Origin of the sequence: Spirillospora sp. NPDC052242 (genome assembly GCF_040679555.1) — a bacterium.
Lineage (GTDB): Bacteria > Actinomycetota > Actinomycetes > Streptosporangiales > Streptosporangiaceae > Spirillospora.
The window spans coordinates 14,345-31,044 of the sequence record NZ_JBFAUZ010000019.1; the positions used below are offsets into that span (position 1 = coordinate 14,345).

14 protein-coding genes are annotated in these 16,700 nt (G+C 76.2%); 6 read left to right on the forward strand and 8 right to left on the reverse strand.

What is annotated here, in order from left to right; genetic code table 11:
• Positions 1-11 precede the first annotated feature (11 nt).
• Together AB0L25_RS17370 and AB0L25_RS17375 are read left to right on the forward strand one after the other, a co-directional pair.
• Positions 12-1,955, forward strand: a complete 1,944-nt coding sequence (locus AB0L25_RS17370) for an ABC transporter permease/substrate-binding protein (protein WP_500173131.1) — start codon at positions 12-14, stop codon at positions 1,953-1,955.
• Positions 1,956-1,972: 17 nt separating this feature from the next.
• The gene (locus AB0L25_RS17375) at positions 1,973-2,863 is read left to right on the forward strand and encodes a ribokinase (protein ID WP_500173133.1); all 891 of its coding nucleotides are present in this window, start codon (positions 1,973-1,975) and stop codon (positions 2,861-2,863) included.
• Here the strand turns inward: AB0L25_RS17375 and AB0L25_RS17380 are convergent.
• Positions 2,836-3,264 carry a PH domain-containing protein gene (locus tag AB0L25_RS17380; protein WP_500173136.1) on the reverse strand — a complete coding sequence of 143 codons (429 nt, stop codon included), beginning with the start codon at positions 3,262-3,264 and terminating at the stop codon, positions 2,836-2,838. The two genes, AB0L25_RS17375 and AB0L25_RS17380, sit on opposite strands and share 28 nt — an antisense overlap.
• A gap of 100 nt (positions 3,265-3,364) precedes the next feature.
• On the opposite strand from AB0L25_RS17380, the gene AB0L25_RS17385 reads away from it, so the two are divergent.
• Positions 3,365-4,294: a Ppx/GppA family phosphatase gene (locus AB0L25_RS17385; protein ID WP_500173138.1), complete on the forward strand. Its 930-nt coding sequence runs from the start codon at positions 3,365-3,367 to the stop codon at positions 4,292-4,294.
• A 33-nt stretch (positions 4,295-4,327) separates the two neighbouring features.
• Here the strand turns inward: AB0L25_RS17385 and AB0L25_RS17390 are convergent, their stop codons facing one another.
• The 3 genes from AB0L25_RS17390 to imuA' are packed head-to-tail and all read right to left on the reverse strand — an operon-like array spanning position 4,328 to position 9,884.
• Positions 4,328-7,600, reverse strand: coding sequence for an error-prone DNA polymerase (locus tag AB0L25_RS17390; protein WP_500173140.1), 3,273 nt, complete (start codon positions 7,598-7,600; stop codon positions 4,328-4,330).
• A 44-nt stretch (positions 7,601-7,644) separates the two neighbouring features.
• Positions 7,645-9,150: a DNA polymerase Y family protein gene (locus tag AB0L25_RS17395; RefSeq protein WP_500173142.1), complete on the reverse strand. Its 1,506-nt coding sequence runs from the start codon at positions 9,148-9,150 to the stop codon at positions 7,645-7,647.
• A complete protein-coding gene (gene imuA', locus AB0L25_RS17400; RefSeq protein ID WP_500173144.1) occupies positions 9,147-9,884 on the reverse strand; it encodes a DnaE2-dependent mutagenesis accessory factor ImuA' in 738 nt (245 codons plus the stop codon). Before imuA' ends, AB0L25_RS17395 begins: the two co-directional genes overlap by 4 nt.
• Positions 9,885-10,027: 143 nt before the next feature.
• On the opposite strand from imuA', the gene mtnA reads away from it, so the two are divergent.
• Together mtnA and recD2 are read left to right on the forward strand one after the other, a co-directional pair.
• Complete coding sequence (gene mtnA / locus AB0L25_RS17405) at positions 10,028-11,092, forward strand: S-methyl-5-thioribose-1-phosphate isomerase (RefSeq protein WP_500173146.1); 1,065 nt, start codon at positions 10,028-10,030, stop codon at positions 11,090-11,092.
• Positions 11,093-11,103: 11 nt separating this feature from the next.
• Positions 11,104-13,311 carry an SF1B family DNA helicase RecD2 gene (gene recD2, locus AB0L25_RS17410; RefSeq protein ID WP_500173148.1) on the forward strand — a complete coding sequence of 736 codons (2,208 nt, stop codon included), beginning with the start codon at positions 11,104-11,106 and terminating at the stop codon, positions 13,309-13,311.
• Between the two features lie 59 nt (positions 13,312-13,370).
• Here the strand turns inward: recD2 and AB0L25_RS17415 are convergent, their stop codons facing one another.
• On the reverse strand, positions 13,371-13,559 hold the full coding sequence (locus AB0L25_RS17415; RefSeq protein WP_500173150.1) for a hypothetical protein: 189 nt from the start codon (positions 13,557-13,559) through the stop codon (positions 13,371-13,373).
• Positions 13,493-13,885: an SDR family oxidoreductase gene (locus tag AB0L25_RS17420; protein WP_500173152.1), complete on the reverse strand. Its 393-nt coding sequence runs from the start codon at positions 13,883-13,885 to the stop codon at positions 13,493-13,495. Before AB0L25_RS17420 ends, AB0L25_RS17415 begins: the two co-directional genes overlap by 67 nt.
• Between AB0L25_RS17420 and AB0L25_RS17425 the strand changes: the two genes are divergently transcribed.
• Positions 13,884-14,627 (forward strand): helix-turn-helix transcriptional regulator, encoded by a 744-nt coding sequence (locus AB0L25_RS17425; RefSeq protein WP_500173154.1) that lies wholly within the window; start codon positions 13,884-13,886, stop codon positions 14,625-14,627. The two genes, AB0L25_RS17420 and AB0L25_RS17425, sit on opposite strands and share 2 nt — an antisense overlap.
• A 26-nt stretch (positions 14,628-14,653) precedes the next feature.
• Here AB0L25_RS17425 and AB0L25_RS17430 read toward each other — a convergent pair whose 3' ends face one another.
• A complete protein-coding gene (locus tag AB0L25_RS17430) occupies positions 14,654-15,694 on the reverse strand; it encodes a helix-turn-helix domain-containing protein (RefSeq protein ID WP_500173156.1) in 1,041 nt (346 codons plus the stop codon).
• Positions 15,691-16,683 (reverse strand): alpha/beta hydrolase, encoded by a 993-nt coding sequence (locus AB0L25_RS17435; protein WP_500173158.1) that lies wholly within the window; start codon positions 16,681-16,683, stop codon positions 15,691-15,693. The genes AB0L25_RS17430 and AB0L25_RS17435 overlap by 4 nt, the downstream gene beginning before the upstream one ends.
• Positions 16,684-16,700: the final 17 nt, after the last annotated feature.

The window sequence follows — 16,700 nt, forward strand, 5'->3', positions numbered from 1 at the left end:
AGGGAGTAGCGATGTCCACTGAAACCTTGCGCAAGCGGCCGGAGGGAGAGCGGGACGGCGGCGCGCTGCGCACCACCGCGCGGCTGCTGGGCGAGAACGGCGCGCTGGCCGGCCTGGTGATCCTGGTGCTGGCGCTCGCCGTCGCCTCCGACGACTTCCTCACGGTGACGAACCTGCTGAACGTGGGCGTGCAGGCCGCGGTCGTCGCGATCCTGGCGTTCGGTGCAACGTTCGTGATCGTCACCGCCGGGATCGACCTGTCGGTCGGCTCGGTCGCCGCGCTGTCGGCGGTCGTCCTGGCCTGGACGGCCACCGAGCAGGGGATGCCGTGGCCGGTCGCGCTCGTGTTCGCGATCGCGGCCGGGCTCGCGGCCGGGCTCGTCAACGGGCTGCTGATCACCTACGGCAAGCTGCCGCCGTTCATCGCGACGCTCGCGATGCTCGGCATCGCCCGGGGACTCGCCCTGGTCATCTCCGACGGCAGCCCGATCGCGTTCCCCGGCGCGGTCACCCACCTCGGCGACACGATCGGCGAGTACCTGCCGGTCCCCGTCCTCGTCATGATCGTGATGGGGCTGCTGACCGCGCTGATCCTCGCCCGCACCTACAGCGGCCGCGCGATGTACGCGATCGGCGGCAACGAGGAGGCCGCGCGGCTGTCGGGCATCCGCGTCGACCGGCAGAAGCTCGTCACCTACGCCCTGTCGGGCGCGTTCGCGGCCGTCGCGGGCATCGTCCTCGCGTCCCGGCTGGCGTCCGCGCAGCCGCAGGCCGCCGAGGGCTACGAGCTGGACGCGATCGCGGCGGTCGTCATCGGCGGCGCGAGCCTGTCGGGCGGCAAGGGCCGCGCGTTCGGCACCCTCGTCGGCGCGCTCATCCTGGCGGTGCTGCGCAACGGCCTGAACCTCCTGTCGGTCTCGGCGTTCTGGCAGCAGGTCGTCATCGGCGTCGTCATCGCGCTCGCCGTGCTGCTGGACACCGTCCGGCGCCGGGGCGTGAAGTTCAGCCCCCGGACGTTCTGGGCGGGCGGCGGCGCGGCCGTCGCGGTGATCGTCGCGCTCTCCGCGGGGCTCGCCCTGACCGGCGGGAACGGCGGCGGAGCCGCCGGCGGCGGCACCAAGATCGGCCTGTCGGTCTCCACCCTCAACAACCCGTTCTTCGTGCAGTTCCGCGACGGCGCGCAGGCCGAGGCGAAGCGGCTCGGCATCGACCTGACCGTCTCGGACGCGCAGAACGACGCGTCGCAGCAGGTCGACCAGGTGCAGAACTACGCGAGCCAGGGCATGGAGGCGATCATCGTCAACCCGGTCGACTCCGACGCCGCCGCGCCAGCCGTGCAGGCCGCGAACCGGGCCGGCATCCCGGTGATCGCCGCCGACCGGACGGTCAACGGCGCCGACGTCGCGCAGCTCGTCGCGTCCGACAACGTCGCGGGCGGCAAGCTCGCGGCCGAGGAGATGGCGCGGCAGCTGGGCGGCGAGGGCCGCATCGTGATCCTGCAGGGCCAGCCGGGCACGTCGGCGTCCCGCGAGCGCGGGCAGGGCTTCGCCGAGGGCATCGCGGCGCACCCCGGCATCGAGGTCGTCGCCAAGCAGCCCGCGGACTTCGACCGCACCAAGGGCCTGAACGTCATGACGAACCTGCTGCAGTCCCACCCGGACGTCACCGGCGTGTTCGCCGAGAACGACGAGATGGCGCTCGGCGCGATCAAGGCGCTCGGCGACCGGGCGGGCCGCGACGTCAAGGTCGTCGCGTTCGACGGCACTCCGGGAGGCATCGAGGCCGTGCAGAACGGCACCATGAACGCGACCGTCGCGCAGCAGCCGCGGCTGCTCGGGAAGATGGCCGTGGAGAGCGCCCTGAAGGCGGCGGACGGCGAGGACGTCCCGGCCGACGCGCCGGTGCCGGTCAAGATCGCCACCCGTGAGAACGCCCAGCAGTTCGTCACCGACTGAGCCGGAGGAAGACCGTGATGTGGGAAGTCGTCGTCGTCGGCTCGGTCAACGCCGACCTCGTGGTGAAGGTGGACCGGCGGCCCGCGCCGGGGGAGACCGTGCTCGGCTCCGACCTGGTCGTCCATCCGGGCGGCAAGGGCGCGAACCAGGCGGTCGCCGCCGCGCGGCTCGGCGGCCGCACCGGGATCGTCGGCCGGGTCGGCGACGACAGCCACGGCCGCCTGCTGCGGGACGCGCTCGCCGCCGACGGCGTCGACCTCGCCCACCTGACGACGACGCCCGGCCCGAACGGCGTCGCGCTGATCACCGTCGGCCCGGACGGCGACAACAGCATCATCGTGTCGCCCGGGGCCAACGCCCGGGTCTCCCCGGCCGACGTCGCCGCCGCCCGCGACATGATCGCGGGCGCGGCCGTCGTGTCGTTCCAGCTCGAGGTGCCGCTCCCGGCGGTGCAGGCCGCCGCCCGCACCGCCGCCGAGGCGGGCGGCCGGGTCGTGCTGAACCTGTCGCCGCCCGCGCCCGTCCCGACCGACCTGCTCGCCCTATGCGACCCGCTCGTCGTCAACGAGCACGAGGCCGCGTACCTGCTCGGCGGCGGGGAGCCGGGGGAGCCCGCCGCGATGGCGCGGGCGCTGCTGGAGCGCGGGCCCCGCTCGGTCGTCGTCACCCTCGGCGCCGACGGCGTGCTGGTCGCCGACGCGTCCGGCACGGCGGCCGTCCCGTCCCCGCGGGTCGAGGCCGTGGACACCACCGGCGCGGGCGACGCGTTCACCGCCGCGCTGTGCCTGCGGCTGGCGCGCGGCGACGGCCTGCGGGAGGCGGCCGCGTACGCTGCGCGGGCGGGCGCCGCCGCGGTCCGGCGGCCGGGCGCGCAGCCGTCCTACCCGACCCCGGACGAGCTGCCCTGACGCAGCTCGCCGAGCGCGGCGGCGACGTCGTCGACCTCGGCGCCGAGGTCGAACCGGCTGAACAGGTGCAGGTCGTCGGCCGTCTCGATCTCCAGCAGCCGGGTGTGGAGCAGCAGCCGCCGCCGCTCGTCCACCCGGACGGCCGCGACCTCGCCCCACGGGATCCGCCGGCGGCCCGCGTAGCCCGTCACCACGGTGACGCCCGCGGCGTCGGCCGCGAGCCGCACGGAGGCGAGGACGTCCCGCAGCGCCAGCGCGGCCAGCCCGGCGGCGGCCGCGGCGGCGAGCAGCAGGAACTGGCGGTCGCCGGCCGACACGGCGGCCAGGGCCGCGACGGCGACGGCGGCGGCCCCCTTGGCCGCGACCTGCGCCACGGGCACGCGCCATTCCCGTTCCGCCATGGTCGCCAGCCTACCGGCTAGGGAGTTCCATCCCTTTTCGTATGCGCTTTGTACGCCCTCAACCGCTTCGTACCGGACGGCCGTCCGATATTTTCGGGGCATGAGACTCGGCGTGCTGGACGTGGGCTCGAACACGGTTCACCTGCTCGTGGTGGACGCCCACCGGGGGGCGCGCCCGCTTCCCGCGTACTCCCACAAGGCGGAACTGCGGCTCGCCGCCCACCTGGAGGAGGGCGACCGGCTCTCCAAGGAGGGCGAGAAGCTGCTGCGCGAATTCGTCGACGAGGCGCTGCAGATCGCCGAGGACAAGGGCGTCGAGGACCTCGTCGCGTTCGCCACCTCGGCCGTCCGCGACGCCGCGAACGGCGAGGAGGTGCTGGCCCGCATCCGGGAGGAGAAGGAGGTCGGCATCGAGGCGCTGTCCGGCGAGGACGAGGCGCGGCTGACCTTCCTCGCCGTCCGCCGGTGGTTCGGCTGGTCCTCGGGACGGCTGCTGGTCGTCGACATCGGCGGCGGCTCCCTGGAGATCGCCGTCGGGATCGACGAGGAGCCCGACGCGGCGTTCTCGCTGCCGCTCGGCGCGGGCCGCCTCACCCGCGACTGGTTCACCGGCGACCCGCCGCCCGCCGACGAGGTGCGCAAGCTGCGCCGGCACGTCCGCGCGGAGATCGCCCGGCACGTCGGCGACGTCGCCCGCTACGGGCCGCCCGACCACGCCGTCGCCACGTCCAAGACGTTCAAGCAGCTCGCCCGCATCGGCGGCGCCGCGTCGACGTCCGAAGGACCGTTCCAGCGGCGGGTGCTCGGCGCCGCCGGCGTCACCGAGTGGGCCGACCGGCTCGCGAAGATGCCCGCGGACGAGCGCGCCGGACTGCCCGGCGTGTCCGAGCGGCGCGCCCCGCAGCTCGCCGCGGGCGCGATCGTCGCCGACGCCGCCATGGACCTGTTCGGCCTCACCGAGCTCGAGGTGTGCCCGTGGGCGCTCCGCGAGGGCGTCATCCTGGAACGCCTCGACGCCCTCACCTCCTGACGGGCGGCCCGGCCGGCCCGGGCGGCCCGCCGTTCAGCGGAAGTCGCGGGTGCGGACGCGGCCCGGGACGGGGAGCCGCCGCAGCCGGTGCGCGCGGACGTTCGTCACGCCGTCGGCGCGCTCCAGCCGACCGCTCACCAGCAGCGCCTGCGCGTCGACCGCGAGGCCGCGGTGCCGCTCGAACACCGGCGGCGGGCAGATCACGTTGGCGATGCCGGTCTCGTCCTCCAGGCTGAGGAACACGATGCCGCCGGCGGTCGGGGGCCGCTGCCGGTGCGTGACGAGTCCCGCGACGAGCACGTTCGTCTCGGCGCGGACGTCCGCGAGCCGCCCGGCCGGCAGCGCGCCCAGCTCGTCGAGGGCCTCCCGGACGTGCGCGACCGGGTGCGTGCCGGACACGCCGGTGGCCCACAGGTCCGCGAGGGTCTCCTCGACCGGGGTCATCGCGGGCAGCGCGGGCGCGTCGGTGCCGGGCGCGATCCCCTCGAGCTGCCCGGGGCCCGCGCCGGCCAGGGCGCCCGCCGCCCACAGCGCCTCCCGCCGCGACAGCCCGAAGCAGCCGAACGCCCCGGCCGTCGCGAGGGCCTCCAGCGCCCCCGGCGACAGCGGGACGCGCCGCGCCAGGTCCTCCATGCCCGCGTAGGGGCGGCCCGCCGCGACCGCCTCCGCCGCCTCCGTGCCGAGGTTGCGGACGCCGTCCAGGCCGAGCCGGATCGCGGGCTGCGGCTCCTCCGGCGCGTGCGGGTGCGCCGACCGGACCTCCACGGGCTCCTCCAGCGTGGGGTGGACGTCGCTGACGTTGACGTCCACGCCCCTCACCTCGACGCCGTGCCGCCGGACGTCCGCCAGGAGGCTGTTCGGGGAGTAGAACCCCATCGGCTGGTTCCGCAGCAGCGCCGCCGTGAACGCCGCCGGGTAGTGGCGCTTGAGGTAGGCGCTCGCGTACACCAGGTGCGCGAAGCTCTGCGCGTGCGACTCGGGGAACCCGTAGCCGGTGAAGCCGAGGATCTTCCCGTAGACGTCCTCGGCGACGTCCGGGGGGACGCCGCGCTCGGCCATGCCGTCCAGGAGGCGCCGCCGCAGCCGCTCGACCCGCTCCGGCGCGCGCTTCGCGCCCATCGCCTGCCGCAGCTCGTCGGACTCCTGCGGCGTGAACCCCGCGCAGTCCACGGCGAGCTGCATCATCTGCTCCTGGAACAGCGGGACGCCCAGTGTGCGCGCGAGGGCCTTCTCCATCAGCGGGTGCGGGCACGTCGCGGGCTCCTCGCCCTTGCGGCGGCGCAGGTACGGGTGGACGGACCCGCCCTGGATCGGCCCCGGGCGGATCAGCGCCACCTCGACGACGAGGTCGTAGAACTCCCGGGGGCGCAGCCGCGGCAGCGTCGCCATCTGCGCGCGCGACTCCACCTGGAACACCCCGACCGAGTCGGCGTCGCACAGCATGTCGTACACGGCCGGGTCCTCGGCGGGAAGGGACTGCAGGTCGAACCGGCGGCCGTGGTGCGCGGCGACGAGGTCGAACGTGTCGTGCAGCGCCGACAGCATGCCGAGCCCGAGCAGGTCGAACTTCACGAGGCCCGCGGCGGCGCAGTCGTCCTTGTCCCACTGCAGGACGCTGCGGCCCGGCATCGTCGCCCACTCGATCGGGCACACCTCCCCGACCGGGCGGTCCGCGATCACCATCCCGCCCGAGTGGACGCCCAGGTGCCGGGGGAGGGCCAGCATCCGCCCCGCGAGCTCCCGGACGGGCGCCGGGATGCGGTTCTCCGTCCCGACCGGGTCCCGCGAATCGACGCTCTTCGACCACGCGTCCTGCTGGCCGGGGGAGAACCCCAGCGCGCGCGCCGCGTCCCGCACCGCCATGCGCGGCCGGTAGCTGATGACGTTCGCGACCTGCGCGGTGCACTCCCGCCCGTACTTCCCGTAGACGTACTGGATGACCTCCTCGCGGCGCCGGTGCTCGATGTCGAGGTCGATGTCCGGCGGCCCGTCCCGGCCCGGCGACAGGAACCGCTCGAACAGCAGCTCGTGCCGGACCGCGTCCACCCCGGTGATCCCGAGCGCGTAGCACACCGCCGAGTTCGCCGCCGAGCCCCGCCCCTGGCACAGGATGCCGCGGCTCCGGCAGAACTCCACGATGTCGTGGACGATCAGGAAGTAGCCGGGGAACCCGAGCCCCTCGATGACGTCCAGCTCCCGCGCGATCTGCGCGTGCGCGCCCGGCACCCGCTCCGCCTCCGGCGGCCCGTACCGCTCCCGCGCCCCGTCCGTCGCGAGCCGCCGCAGCCAGCTCGCCTCCGTGTGCCCCTCCGGCACCGGCCATTCGGGCAGGTTCGGCGCCACCACCGCGAAGTCGAACGCGCACGCCCGCGCCAGCTCGACCGTCCGCTCCCGGACGCCCGGGAACCGCGCCAGCCGCGCCGCCATCTCCGCCCCGCTCCGCACGTGCGCCGCGCCGGACGCCGCGAGCCACCCCTCCATGGCGTCCAGGCTCCGCCGGGACCGGACGGCCGCGAGCGCCTGCGCGAGCCGCGCGTCCGCGCCCGGCGCCGCGTGGTGCACGTTGTTGGACGCCACCGCGCCCACCCCGACGCGCGCCGCGAGCTCCGCGAGGACGTCGTTGCGCTCGTCGTCCTCCGGCATCCCGTGGTCGATCAGCTCGGCGAACACGTTGTCCCGCCCGAACACGTCGACGAGCCGCCGCAGCTCCGCCTCGGCCGCCGCCGGCCCGCCCGCCGCGAGCGCCGCCGGGACCGGGCCCTTGCGGCACCCGGTCAGCACCGCCCACGCGCCCCCGTGGGCCCCGGCGAGCGCGTCCTCGTCGTACACCGGACGTCCCTTGCGGCCGCCCGCGAGCTGCGCCCGGGTGATCGTCGAGCACAGCCGCGCGTACCCCTCCGGGTTCCGCGCGAGTACCAGCAGGTGGCGGCCCGCCGGATCGGGCGCCCCCGCGCGCGGGCCCGGCGCCCCGAGGGTCAGCTCCGCGCCGAACACCGTCGCCACCCCGGCCTCCCGCGCGGCCTGCGCGAAGTTCACCGCCCCGTACATCCCGTCGTGGTCGGTGACCGCCATGGTCTCGACGCCCCGCCGCGCCGCCTCCGCCACCAGCGCCGCCGGATCGTTCGCGCCGTCCAGGAAGGAGTACGACGAGTGGCAGTGCAGCTCCGCCCACGGCACCCCGCCCTCGACCCGGCGCGGGACGACCGGTTCCGGCGCGGGCCCGGCGGCCCGCGGCGCCTTCGGCCGCCACGACAGCCGCTCCTCCAGCTCCCGCCACGGCACCGGCGGGTTGTACCAGCCGGTCATACGCGCCCTCCGGTCATATGCGGCCTCTGGTCATGCGCGGCCGACTAGTCATATGCGGCCTCGATGTGCCACCGGCCGCCCTCGACGGCGACGAGGTACGCGGCGCCGTCCTCGGTCACGACCTGCAGGCGCGCCCGGCGCCGCGCCCGCTCGGGGTCCCACCACCGCTCGTCCGCGGGCCACGGCCCCGCCCACGCGACGACCGCCGCCGGGGCGTCCCCGACGACGAGCGCGGCGGGCGGCGCCGACACCGTGCGGCGCGCCGACACCGCCACGTCCGCCCCGGCCGCGTCCACCAGCCGGACGGGCACCGGCGCGGCCGGGACGACCGCCGGCGCGGGCGCCCCGAGCCGCCCGGGCCACGGGCCGTCCCGCTCGTCCGGCGGCAGGTCCCCGACCGGCACCTTCACGACCTGCTCGGCGGGCCCGCGCCCGCCGGTCAGCACCGGGCGGGTGATCGCCCGGTGCCCCAGCAGCGCCTGCACCCGGTCCGCGGCGCGCGCCACCGGGTCGGTCACCCGGCCCCACAGCGCCTCCTGCCGCCCGGTGTCCGCGACGAGCTGGTCGGGCACGAGGCCGAGCCGCACGACCCCGCCCCACTCCGCGCCGTCCTCCGCGGGCCGCCACGCCGCGAGCTGCCACCGCACCCGGTCGGCCACCGCGAGCGCCGACAGCAGCCCGTCGTGCCGCCACAGCCGCCGCGACTCCCGCCCGTCCGCGAACTCCACCGCCACCTCCAGCCGGACGCACGCCGCGCCCGCCGCCGCGAGCCCCGCGTGCAGCTCGTCCGCCAGCCGCTTCGCGGTGAACACCACCCGGTCGGCCCGTTCCGCGGGCGGGTCGAACACCGTGTGCGCCGCCAGGTCGGCGGCGCCGTCCACGGCCGCGAGCGGCCGCGGCTCCTCGCCCCGCGCGAGCCGGTGCGCCAGCGCCCCCTCCGCCCCGAACCGCGCGGCGACCCGCCCCGCGGGCAGCGCCGCGAACGCCCCGAGCGTCCGGACGCCGAGCCGCCACAGCAGCTCCGCCAGCTCCGGACGGCCCAGCACCACCGGCGAGTACGGCGCCAGGAACTCCGCCGCGCCGCCCTCCGGCACCACCACCCCGCCGTTCCCGGCCCGCGCCGCCAGCTCGGCGGCGAACAGCCCGTCGGCGATCCCGGTCCCGCAGTCGTGCCCCGCCTCGACCACGGCGTCCTGCAGCAGCACCCGCAGCGACTCCTCGCCGCCGTAGAACCGCGCCGCGCCCCGCACCGGCACCGCCAGCAGCCCCGGCCGCACCACCTCGACCTTGGGCGTCAGCTCCGCGACCGCCGCGACGACCGCCTCGAACGCCCGCCCCTCCGCGTCGGCGTCCCGGTCCCGCACGACCAGCCCCGGGCACCGCCGCTGCGCGTCCCGCAGCGCCTGCCCCCGCCGCACCCCGTCGGCCCGGGCCGCCGCCGAGCACGCCGCGACCCGCCCGCCGGACACGACCGCGCCCGGCGTGGCGGCGTCGATCCCGGCCGCCGTCACCGGCCAGTCCGGGCACCACACCACCAGCACCCGGCTCACGCCGCACCCCCGCCTCGCCGGTGGACGGGGGCGCCCTCGCTGACGCGGGTGGGTTCGCCGACGAGCTGGAGGGCGGGACGGGCGGTGTCCGGGGCGACCGTGCCGTCCGGGGCGGGGAGCCACAGGCGGGCGCGGCGCCCCCGCGGCACGTCCCGGCCCTCGGCGACGACCTCGGCGCGGCGGCCGCGCAGCCGGCCGTGCCCCGCGCCGAGGCCCTCCCACGACGGCGCGGCCGTGCGCAGCCGCAGCCGGACGCCCGGCCAGGCGGGCGCATCCGCCAGCGCGAGGACCGCGCCGTGCCGGCGGGCGAGCGCGGAGAGGCGCCGCACGGCGGCCGGGTCGGGCCGGTCGGGCGGGCGCAGCAGGATCAGGTCGACGGCCTCGACCAGGGCCGCCACCACGTCCGCCCAGCGGCCGCCGGGCTCGTCCACCAGCAGCAGCCGCTCCGGGGCGGCGCCCATCCCGGCGGCGGCCCGCACCCCGAACGCGGGCAGGCCGACGACGCCGCACCAGCCGCCCGTCCCGTCCGCGCCGCCGTGCCGGGACGCGCCCGCCACCAGCGCCGCGCCGAGCGACGCCGCGCCGGGCCCGTCCAGGCCGACGAGCGAGCCCGCGCGGAGCCCGCCGGGCAGGACGGCGCGGAGCGCGGGCAGCACCGGTAGCGCCGCCCGCGCCGCGCCCGGCGACACGGCGTCGCGCAGCGCGGTCGCGTCGCGCAGTGCCGCCTCGGCCACGTCCGTCCCCTTTCCCGCTCCCGCATAATTTCGAACATCGGTTCGATCGATGTCAAGTTTACGCAGGTCACGCGATGGTTCGGGGGCGCCGCAAAGCCCTGCGGGATAAGGGCGGACGCGACTTGCGAGGCATCATGGACACCATGACGACCGATGTGCGGACCATCGCCTGGACGGGCGACGCCCTGCGGCTGCTGGACCAGACCGTCCTGCCCGCCCGCGTCGAGTACCTGGAGGTGCGGGACGTGGACGCGCTCGTCGACGCGATCCGGCGGCTCGCGGTGCGGGGCGCGCCCGCGCTGGGCGTCGCGGGCGCGTTCGGCGTCGCGATCGCCGTCCGGCAGGCCGAACGGGAGGGCTGGGACGGCGCCGCCCGGGACGCCGCGATCGCCCGCATCCGGGAGGCCCGTCCCACGGCGGTGAACCTCGCGGCGGGCGTCGACCGGGTCCTGCCGCGCGTCCCCGAGGGCGCCGCCGCCGTCGCCGCCGAGGCGCAGGCCGTCCTGGACGAGGACGTCCGCGCCAACCGGGCGATCGGCGAGCACGGTGCCGACTGGCTCGAGTCCCGCCGTCCCGGCCGTCCGCTGCGCCTCCTGACGCACTGCAACGCGGGCGCCCTCGCGACCGCCGGATGGGGGACGGCCCTCGGCGTCGTCCGCGAGCTGCACGCGCGGAACCTGGTCGAGCTGGTGTACGCGGACGAGACGCGCCCGCTGCTGCAGGGCGCCCGGCTCACCGCCTGGGAGCTGCGGGAAGCGGGCATCCCGTGCACGGTGCAGGTCGACGCCGCCGCGCCGGGCACGATCATGCGGGGCCTGGTGGACGCGGCCGTCATCGGCGCCGACCGGATCGCCGCCAACGGCGACACCGCGAACAAGGTCGGCTCCCTCGGGGTGGCGCTCGCGTGCGCGGCGGCCGGGATCCCGCTGATGGTCGCGGCGCCGTGGAGCACGATCGACCTCGCGACGCCCGACGGCGACGCCGTCCCCATCGAGGAGCGCCCCGCCGAGGAGGTCCTGGCCTTCGGCGGGACGCCCGCCGCACCGGACGGCGTCCCGGCGTTCAACCCCGCGTTCGACGTGACCCCCGCCCGCCTCGTCACCGCGCTCGCGACCGAGACGGGCGTGCTCGAAGTGGCGTCGGGCGTCACGCCGGGGAGCCGTCCACAGGTTCGCGAACCCGTGACGGAGCGTCCGGCCCACCTGTGATCATGTCGGACGTGACCACACCGACTCCGCCCCGGGCCGTCCTGGAGGCCGTGCTCGAGCGCATCACCTACGCCAACGACGAGACCGGCTACACCGTCGCCCGCGTCGCCACCGAGCGCGCCGGCGACGACCTGCTGACGGTCGTCGGGGCGCTGCTGGGCGCCCAGGTCGGCGAGAGCCTGCGGCTGACCGGCCGGTGGCGCTCGCACCCGAAGTACGGGCGGCAGTTCGAGGTCGAGTCGTACACGACGGTGCTGCCCGCGACCGTCCAGGGCATCCGCCGCTACCTCGGCTCGGGGATGATCAAGGGCATCGGGCCGGTGATGGCCGACCGGATGGTGGAGCACTTCGGCACCGACATCCTGCGGATCATCGAGGAGGAGCCGGAGCGGCTCGTCGAGGTCCCCGGCCTCGGCCCGAAGCGCACCAAGCGGATCGGCGACGCGTGGGAGGAGCAGAAGGCCATCAAGGAGGTCATGGTCTTCCTGCAGGGCGTCGGCGTCTCCACCTCCCTGGCCGTCCGCGTCTACAAGCAGTACGGCGACGCGTCCATCGACACCGTCCGCCGCGACCCCTACCGGCTCGCCGCGGACGTCTGGGGCATCGGCTTCCGCACCGCCGACACGATCGCCCGGGCGATCGGCGTCCCGCACGACAGCCCGGAACGCATCAAGGCGGGGCTCCAGTACACGCTGTCGGAGGCCGCCGACGACGGGCACTGCTTCCTGCCCGAGCCGAACCTCGTCACCGACGCCCAGAAGATCCTCGAGGTGCCCCGCGAGCTGATCGTCCCGGCGCTGGACGAGCTGGCCGCGGCCGAGGGCGTCGTGCGGGAGCCGATCCCCGGGGACGCCGCGACGATCCCCGCCGTGTACCTCGTCCCGTTCCACCGCGCCGAACGCTCGCTCGCCCGCGGCCTCCGCGAACTCCTCGACGCGAAGGAGGACCGGCTCGCCGCGTTCGCCGGCGTCGACTGGGACAGGGCGCTGCCGTGGCTGCGGAAGCGCACCGGCACCGATCTCGCGGCCGAGCAGGAGGAGGCGGTCAAGCTCGCCCTCACCTCCAAGGTCGCGGTCCTCACCGGCGGCCCGGGCTGCGGCAAGAGCTTCACCGTCCGCTCCGTCGTCGAGCTGGCCGCCGCGAAGCACGCCAAGATCGTCCTCGTGGCGCCGACCGGACGCGCGGCCAAGCGCCTCGCCGAGCTGACCGGCCACGAGGCGGCGACCGTCCACCGGCTCCTCCAGCTCCAGCCCGGCGGCGACGCCGCCTACGACCAGGACAACCCGCTGGACGCCGACCTCGTCGTCGTCGACGAGTCCTCGATGGTCGACCTTATCCTGGCGAACAAGCTGGTCAAGGCGATCCCCCGCGGCGCGCACCTGCTGCTGGTGGGGGACGTCGACCAGCTCCCGTCCGTCGGCGCCGGGGAGGTGCTCGCCGACCTCCTCGGCTCCGCGACGATCCCGCGCGTCCGCCTCACGAAGATCTTCCGGCAGGCGCAGCAGTCGGGCATCGTCGTCAACGCCCACCGGGTCAACTCCGGCGAGCACCCGCACACCCGCGGCTACGCCGACTTCTTCCTGTTCCCGTGCGAGGAGCAGGAGGAGGCCGCGGAGCTGACCGTGGACGTCGTCGCCAACCGCATCCCCCGCAGGTTCGGCCTCGATCCCCGCCGCGACGTGCAGGTCCTCGCGCCCGTCCACCGCGGCGCCGCCGGCGCGGGCGCGCTGAACGGCCTCCTCCAGGAGGCGCTCACCCCGCACCACGACTCCCGCCCCGAACGCCGCTACGGCGGCCGCGTCTTCCGCGTCGGCGACAAGGTCACGCAGCTCCGCAACAACTACGACAAGGGCGAGGCCGGGGTGTTCAACGGCACCGTCGGCGTCGTCACGAAGGTCTCCCTGGAGGACCAGTCGCTCACCGTCCTCACCGACGAGGACGAGAGCATCGACTACGCGTTCGACGAACTCGACGAGCTCGCCCACGCCTACGCGATCACGATCCACCGCTCGCAGGGCAGCGAGTACCCCGCCGTGGTCGTCCCGCTCACCACCGGCGCCTGGACGATGCTGCGCCGCAACCTGCTCTACACGGGCATCACCCGCGCGAAGAAGCTCGTCGTCCTCGTCGGCTCGCGCCGCGCCCTCGCCGCCGCCGTCCGCACCGCCGGCGCGGGCCGCCGCCACACCGCCCTCCGCCACCGCCTCGACCACGCGTAGCGCACCGGAAGACCGAGGGGCGGCCCGGCCGGGCCGCCCCTCGGTCTTGTCCGGACGCGCTAGATGATCTGCTCGGTCGGCAGGACGGTGATCTCGGTGAGGTTGACGTGCCCGGGCACCGCGCTCATGAACGCGACCGTCTCCGCGACGTCTTCGGGCGAGAGGACGTCGATCTGGGCGATCAGGTCGGCCATGAGCTTGCTCGCGGCCGGGTCGGTGACGTGGTCGGGCAGCTCGGTGTCGACCATGCCCGGCTCGATCGTCGCCACGCGGATCTTCTTGCGGCCCAGCTCGGTGCGCAGCAGTTGACGAGCTGGGTGACGTAGGCCTTGGTCGCGGAGTAGACCTGGAAGCCCTCCAGGATCCGGACGGCGGCGATCGACGACGTGGTGATGAGGTCGGCGCTCCGGCCGTCGGCCGCGGCCGACTCCAGGGACGGCACGAACGCCTGGATCGTGTTCATGACGCCCTTGATGTTGAGGTCGATCTGGGCGTCCCAGTCGGCGGTGGCCAGGTCGGTGATGCCGGAGATGAGCTGCACGCCGGCGTTGGCGATGTTGGGCGAGTTCCTCATGACCCGCCGCGCCAAGGTGACGCCCGAGGCAGTCGGAATGCCGGCGGCGGGCGAGCGCCGCGTCCCCGGCCTGCGCCGCGAAGAGGTCGCCGTGCTGGCCGGAGTGAGCGTCGACTACTACCGCGGCCTGGAGCAGGGCAAGGAGACCCGCCCCTCGCCGGAGGTCCTCGCCGGCCTCTCCAGGGCCCTGCGGCTGACCGAGGCCGAGGAGCGGCACCTGTACGCACTGGCCGGCGTCGCGCACCGCCTCGGCGAGGAGGCGACGGTCCGGCCGGTGCCGGCCGAACTGCTGGACCTGATGGACTCCTGGAGCGACTCCGGCGCGATCGTGCTGGATCCGGTGCTCGACGTCCTGGCGATGAACGCCGAGGCGCGCAAGCTGTTCGCGGGCTTCGCGGAGACCGCGAACCTGCTGGAGATGGTCCTGCTGGACCCCGAGGGCCGCCGGTTCTTCGTGGCGTGGGAGGCCTCCGCCGAAGCGACCGTGGCCAACCTGCGCGCCAGCGCCGACTTCGCCGCCGCCCCCGCCCGGCTCCGCGAACTGCTCGACCGGCTGGAGGCCGAGAGCCCGGAGTTCCCCGGCCTGTGGGCGCGCCATGACGTGCAGCCCAAGACCCACGAGACGAAGGTGCTGCGCCACCCCGTCCGGGGCCTGCTGAGCATCGACTTCCACGCCTTCGACGTCGCCGGCGTGCCCGGATACCAGCTCCTGGTGTACCGGGAGAACCCCGGCGACGTCTGAGCGCCCCGGCTCGCGGGCCGGGTGGTCTACGGCGGCGGGGGGCGGTGGAGGCGGCGCAGGACGAGCGCGAGGTGCAGGCGGAACCGACCGGGGGTGTCGGCGAGCGACCAGCCGATGAGCCGTTCCGCGTGCGCGAGGCGTTCCTGCAGGGTCGAGTGGTGGATGCGCAGGGCGGCCGCCGCCGCGCGGACGCTGGACGCGCCCGCGACGGCGTCGAGCGTCGCGAGCACCCACGGCGCGGCCCGCGCGGCGTGCTCGACGGCGGTGACGTCGGGGATCTTCGGCGAGTCGGGGCCGACGGCGCGGGCGAGCGCGAGCAGACCGCCCGCCTCGTCCGCGTGCACGACGCGCGGTCCCGGGTCGTCCGGTGTTCCCTCGGCGGTGAGCCGCAGGGCGGTGCGCGCCGCCTCCCACGAGTCCGGCAGGCCGTCCACGTCGACCGCCGGCCCGACCCCGGCCCGCGCCCCCTCCGGGGCGGGCGCGACGTGTCCGGCCGCCGGTGCCGGGCGGGTGCCCGGGGCGGGTTCGTCCTCGGGGTCGGCGGCGACGCGGAGCAGCGCGGTTCCGTCGTGCAAGGCGACGGCTCTGATGCGGGCGGACGCGGGCAGTCCGAGCCGGCGGGCGGCGGTCGTCCGGGCCTGCGGGGACGACGCGGGGTCGAGGAGGGTCTCGACGGACGCGGTGTCGTGCGGGTCCGCCCGGCCCCGGGTGCGGTCGAGGACGGCGGTGGCCGCGGCAGCCGCCCGTTCCAGCACCATCGCGTCGGCGGGACGGGGCGGGCCGGAGTGCTCGAGCCACAGCACCGCCGACCCCGCGGGCACGCTCGGCCAGGCGGGGTCGGGGGACGCGGCGGGGGTGCCCGTGCGGCCCTGCGCGTCGACCCGGATCCGGACGCGCCGGGCCTCGTCGACGAGCGCGGCGGGGACGGCGGCCAGCACCGCGGCGCCCCGGACGATCGCCTGCAGGGTCGCGCCGTGGGCCGTCAGGTCGTCGAAGTAGGCGATGACGCGCAGCGCCGCGCTCGCCTGCGGGTCCAGCGCGTCGAGCCGCACGGTCAGGTCCCTCATCGGCCGAGCAGCCTCCGCAGCCAGTGGAGCCGGGCGGCGCGGGCGTCCTGCGACACCGCCGCCTGCGGGGCCATCATGTCGAACCCGTGGAAGCCGCCGGCCCACACGTGCAGTTCGGCGCGGCCGCCCGCCTGCCAGATGCGCGTGGCGTACGCGACGTCCTCGTCCCGGAACGTCTCGGCGGAGCCCACGTCGATGAACGCGGGCGGGAGGTCCGACAGGTCGGTGGCGCGGGCGGGCGCGGCGTAGGGGGAGACGGCGTCGGTGCCGCGCGCGTCGCCGAGCAGCGCGGTCCAGCCCGCCCCGTTGGACGCGCGGTCCCACACGCCGAGCCCGGCCATCTGGACGGCCGACGGGGTGTCGTTGCGGTCGTCGAGCATGGGGCACAGGAGGAGCTGCCCGGCCAGGGCGGGGCCGCCGCGGTCGCGGGCCATGAGGGCGAGGGCGGCGGCGAGCCCGCCGCCGGCGCTGGCGCCGCCGACGATGACGCGCGCCGGGTCGGCGCCGAGTTCGGCGGCGTGCTCGGCCGTCCAGCGGAGCCCGGCGTAGCAGTCCTCGACGGGGCCGGGGTGCGGGGCGCCCGGCGCGAGCCGGTACTCGACCGACACCACGGCGGCGCCGACGTCCGCGGCGAGGTCGAGCATCTCGGGCAGGCCCATCCGGTTGTTGCCCGTGACCATGCCGCCGCCGTGCGTGTGGTAGAGCACGGGCACCGGTTCCCGGGCCGCCGCCGGACGGCAGATCAGCAGCCCGACGTCCGGTGCGCCCTCGGGGCCGGGCACGGAGCGCTCCTCGACCGTGAACGCGCCGTCGCGGGCGAGGGCCTCGTCCGTGGGCGGCTCCATGAGCGACGGGCGGTCGTTCAGCGCCGCGAGGACGGCGGGGTCGGCGAGGGCGTCCGGGGCGAGGAACTCGTTGATGATGCGCAGGGCGGGGACGAGTTCGGGATCGAACGGCGGGGGAGGCCCGACGGGGCGGTCGATGGTCATCGTCGACTCCAGGGGGT

What these genes read in the sequence shown, in the direction of transcription:
- AB0L25_RS17370 (WP_500173131.1), top strand. Translation starts at nt 12, where the DNA reads ATGTCCACTGAAACCTTGCGCAAGCGGCCGGAGGGAGAGCGGGACGGC.
- AB0L25_RS17375 (WP_500173133.1), top strand. Translation starts at nt 1,973, where the DNA reads ATGTGGGAAGTCGTCGTCGTCGGCTCGGTCAACGCCGACCTCGTGGTG.
- AB0L25_RS17380 (WP_500173136.1), bottom strand. Translation starts at nt 3,264, where the DNA reads ATGGCGGAACGGGAATGGCGCGTGCCCGTGGCGCAGGTCGCGGCCAAG.
- AB0L25_RS17385 (WP_500173138.1), top strand. Translation starts at nt 3,365, where the DNA reads ATGAGACTCGGCGTGCTGGACGTGGGCTCGAACACGGTTCACCTGCTC.
- AB0L25_RS17390 (WP_500173140.1), bottom strand. Translation starts at nt 7,600, where the DNA reads ATGACCGGCTGGTACAACCCGCCGGTGCCGTGGCGGGAGCTGGAGGAG.
- mtnA (WP_500173146.1), top strand. Translation starts at nt 10,028, where the DNA reads ATGACGACCGATGTGCGGACCATCGCCTGGACGGGCGACGCCCTGCGG.
- AB0L25_RS17415 (WP_500173150.1), bottom strand. Translation starts at nt 13,559, where the DNA reads ATGGTCGACACCGAGCTGCCCGACCACGTCACCGACCCGGCCGCGAGC.
- AB0L25_RS17425 (WP_500173154.1), top strand. Translation starts at nt 13,884, where the DNA reads ATGACCCGCCGCGCCAAGGTGACGCCCGAGGCAGTCGGAATGCCGGCG.
- AB0L25_RS17420 (WP_500173152.1), bottom strand. Translation starts at nt 13,885, where the DNA reads ATGAGGAACTCGCCCAACATCGCCAACGCCGGCGTGCAGCTCATCTCC.
- AB0L25_RS17430 (WP_500173156.1), bottom strand. Translation starts at nt 15,694, where the DNA reads ATGAGGGACCTGACCGTGCGGCTCGACGCGCTGGACCCGCAGGCGAGC.
- AB0L25_RS17435 (WP_500173158.1), bottom strand. Translation starts at nt 16,683, where the DNA reads ATGACCATCGACCGCCCCGTCGGGCCTCCCCCGCCGTTCGATCCCGAA.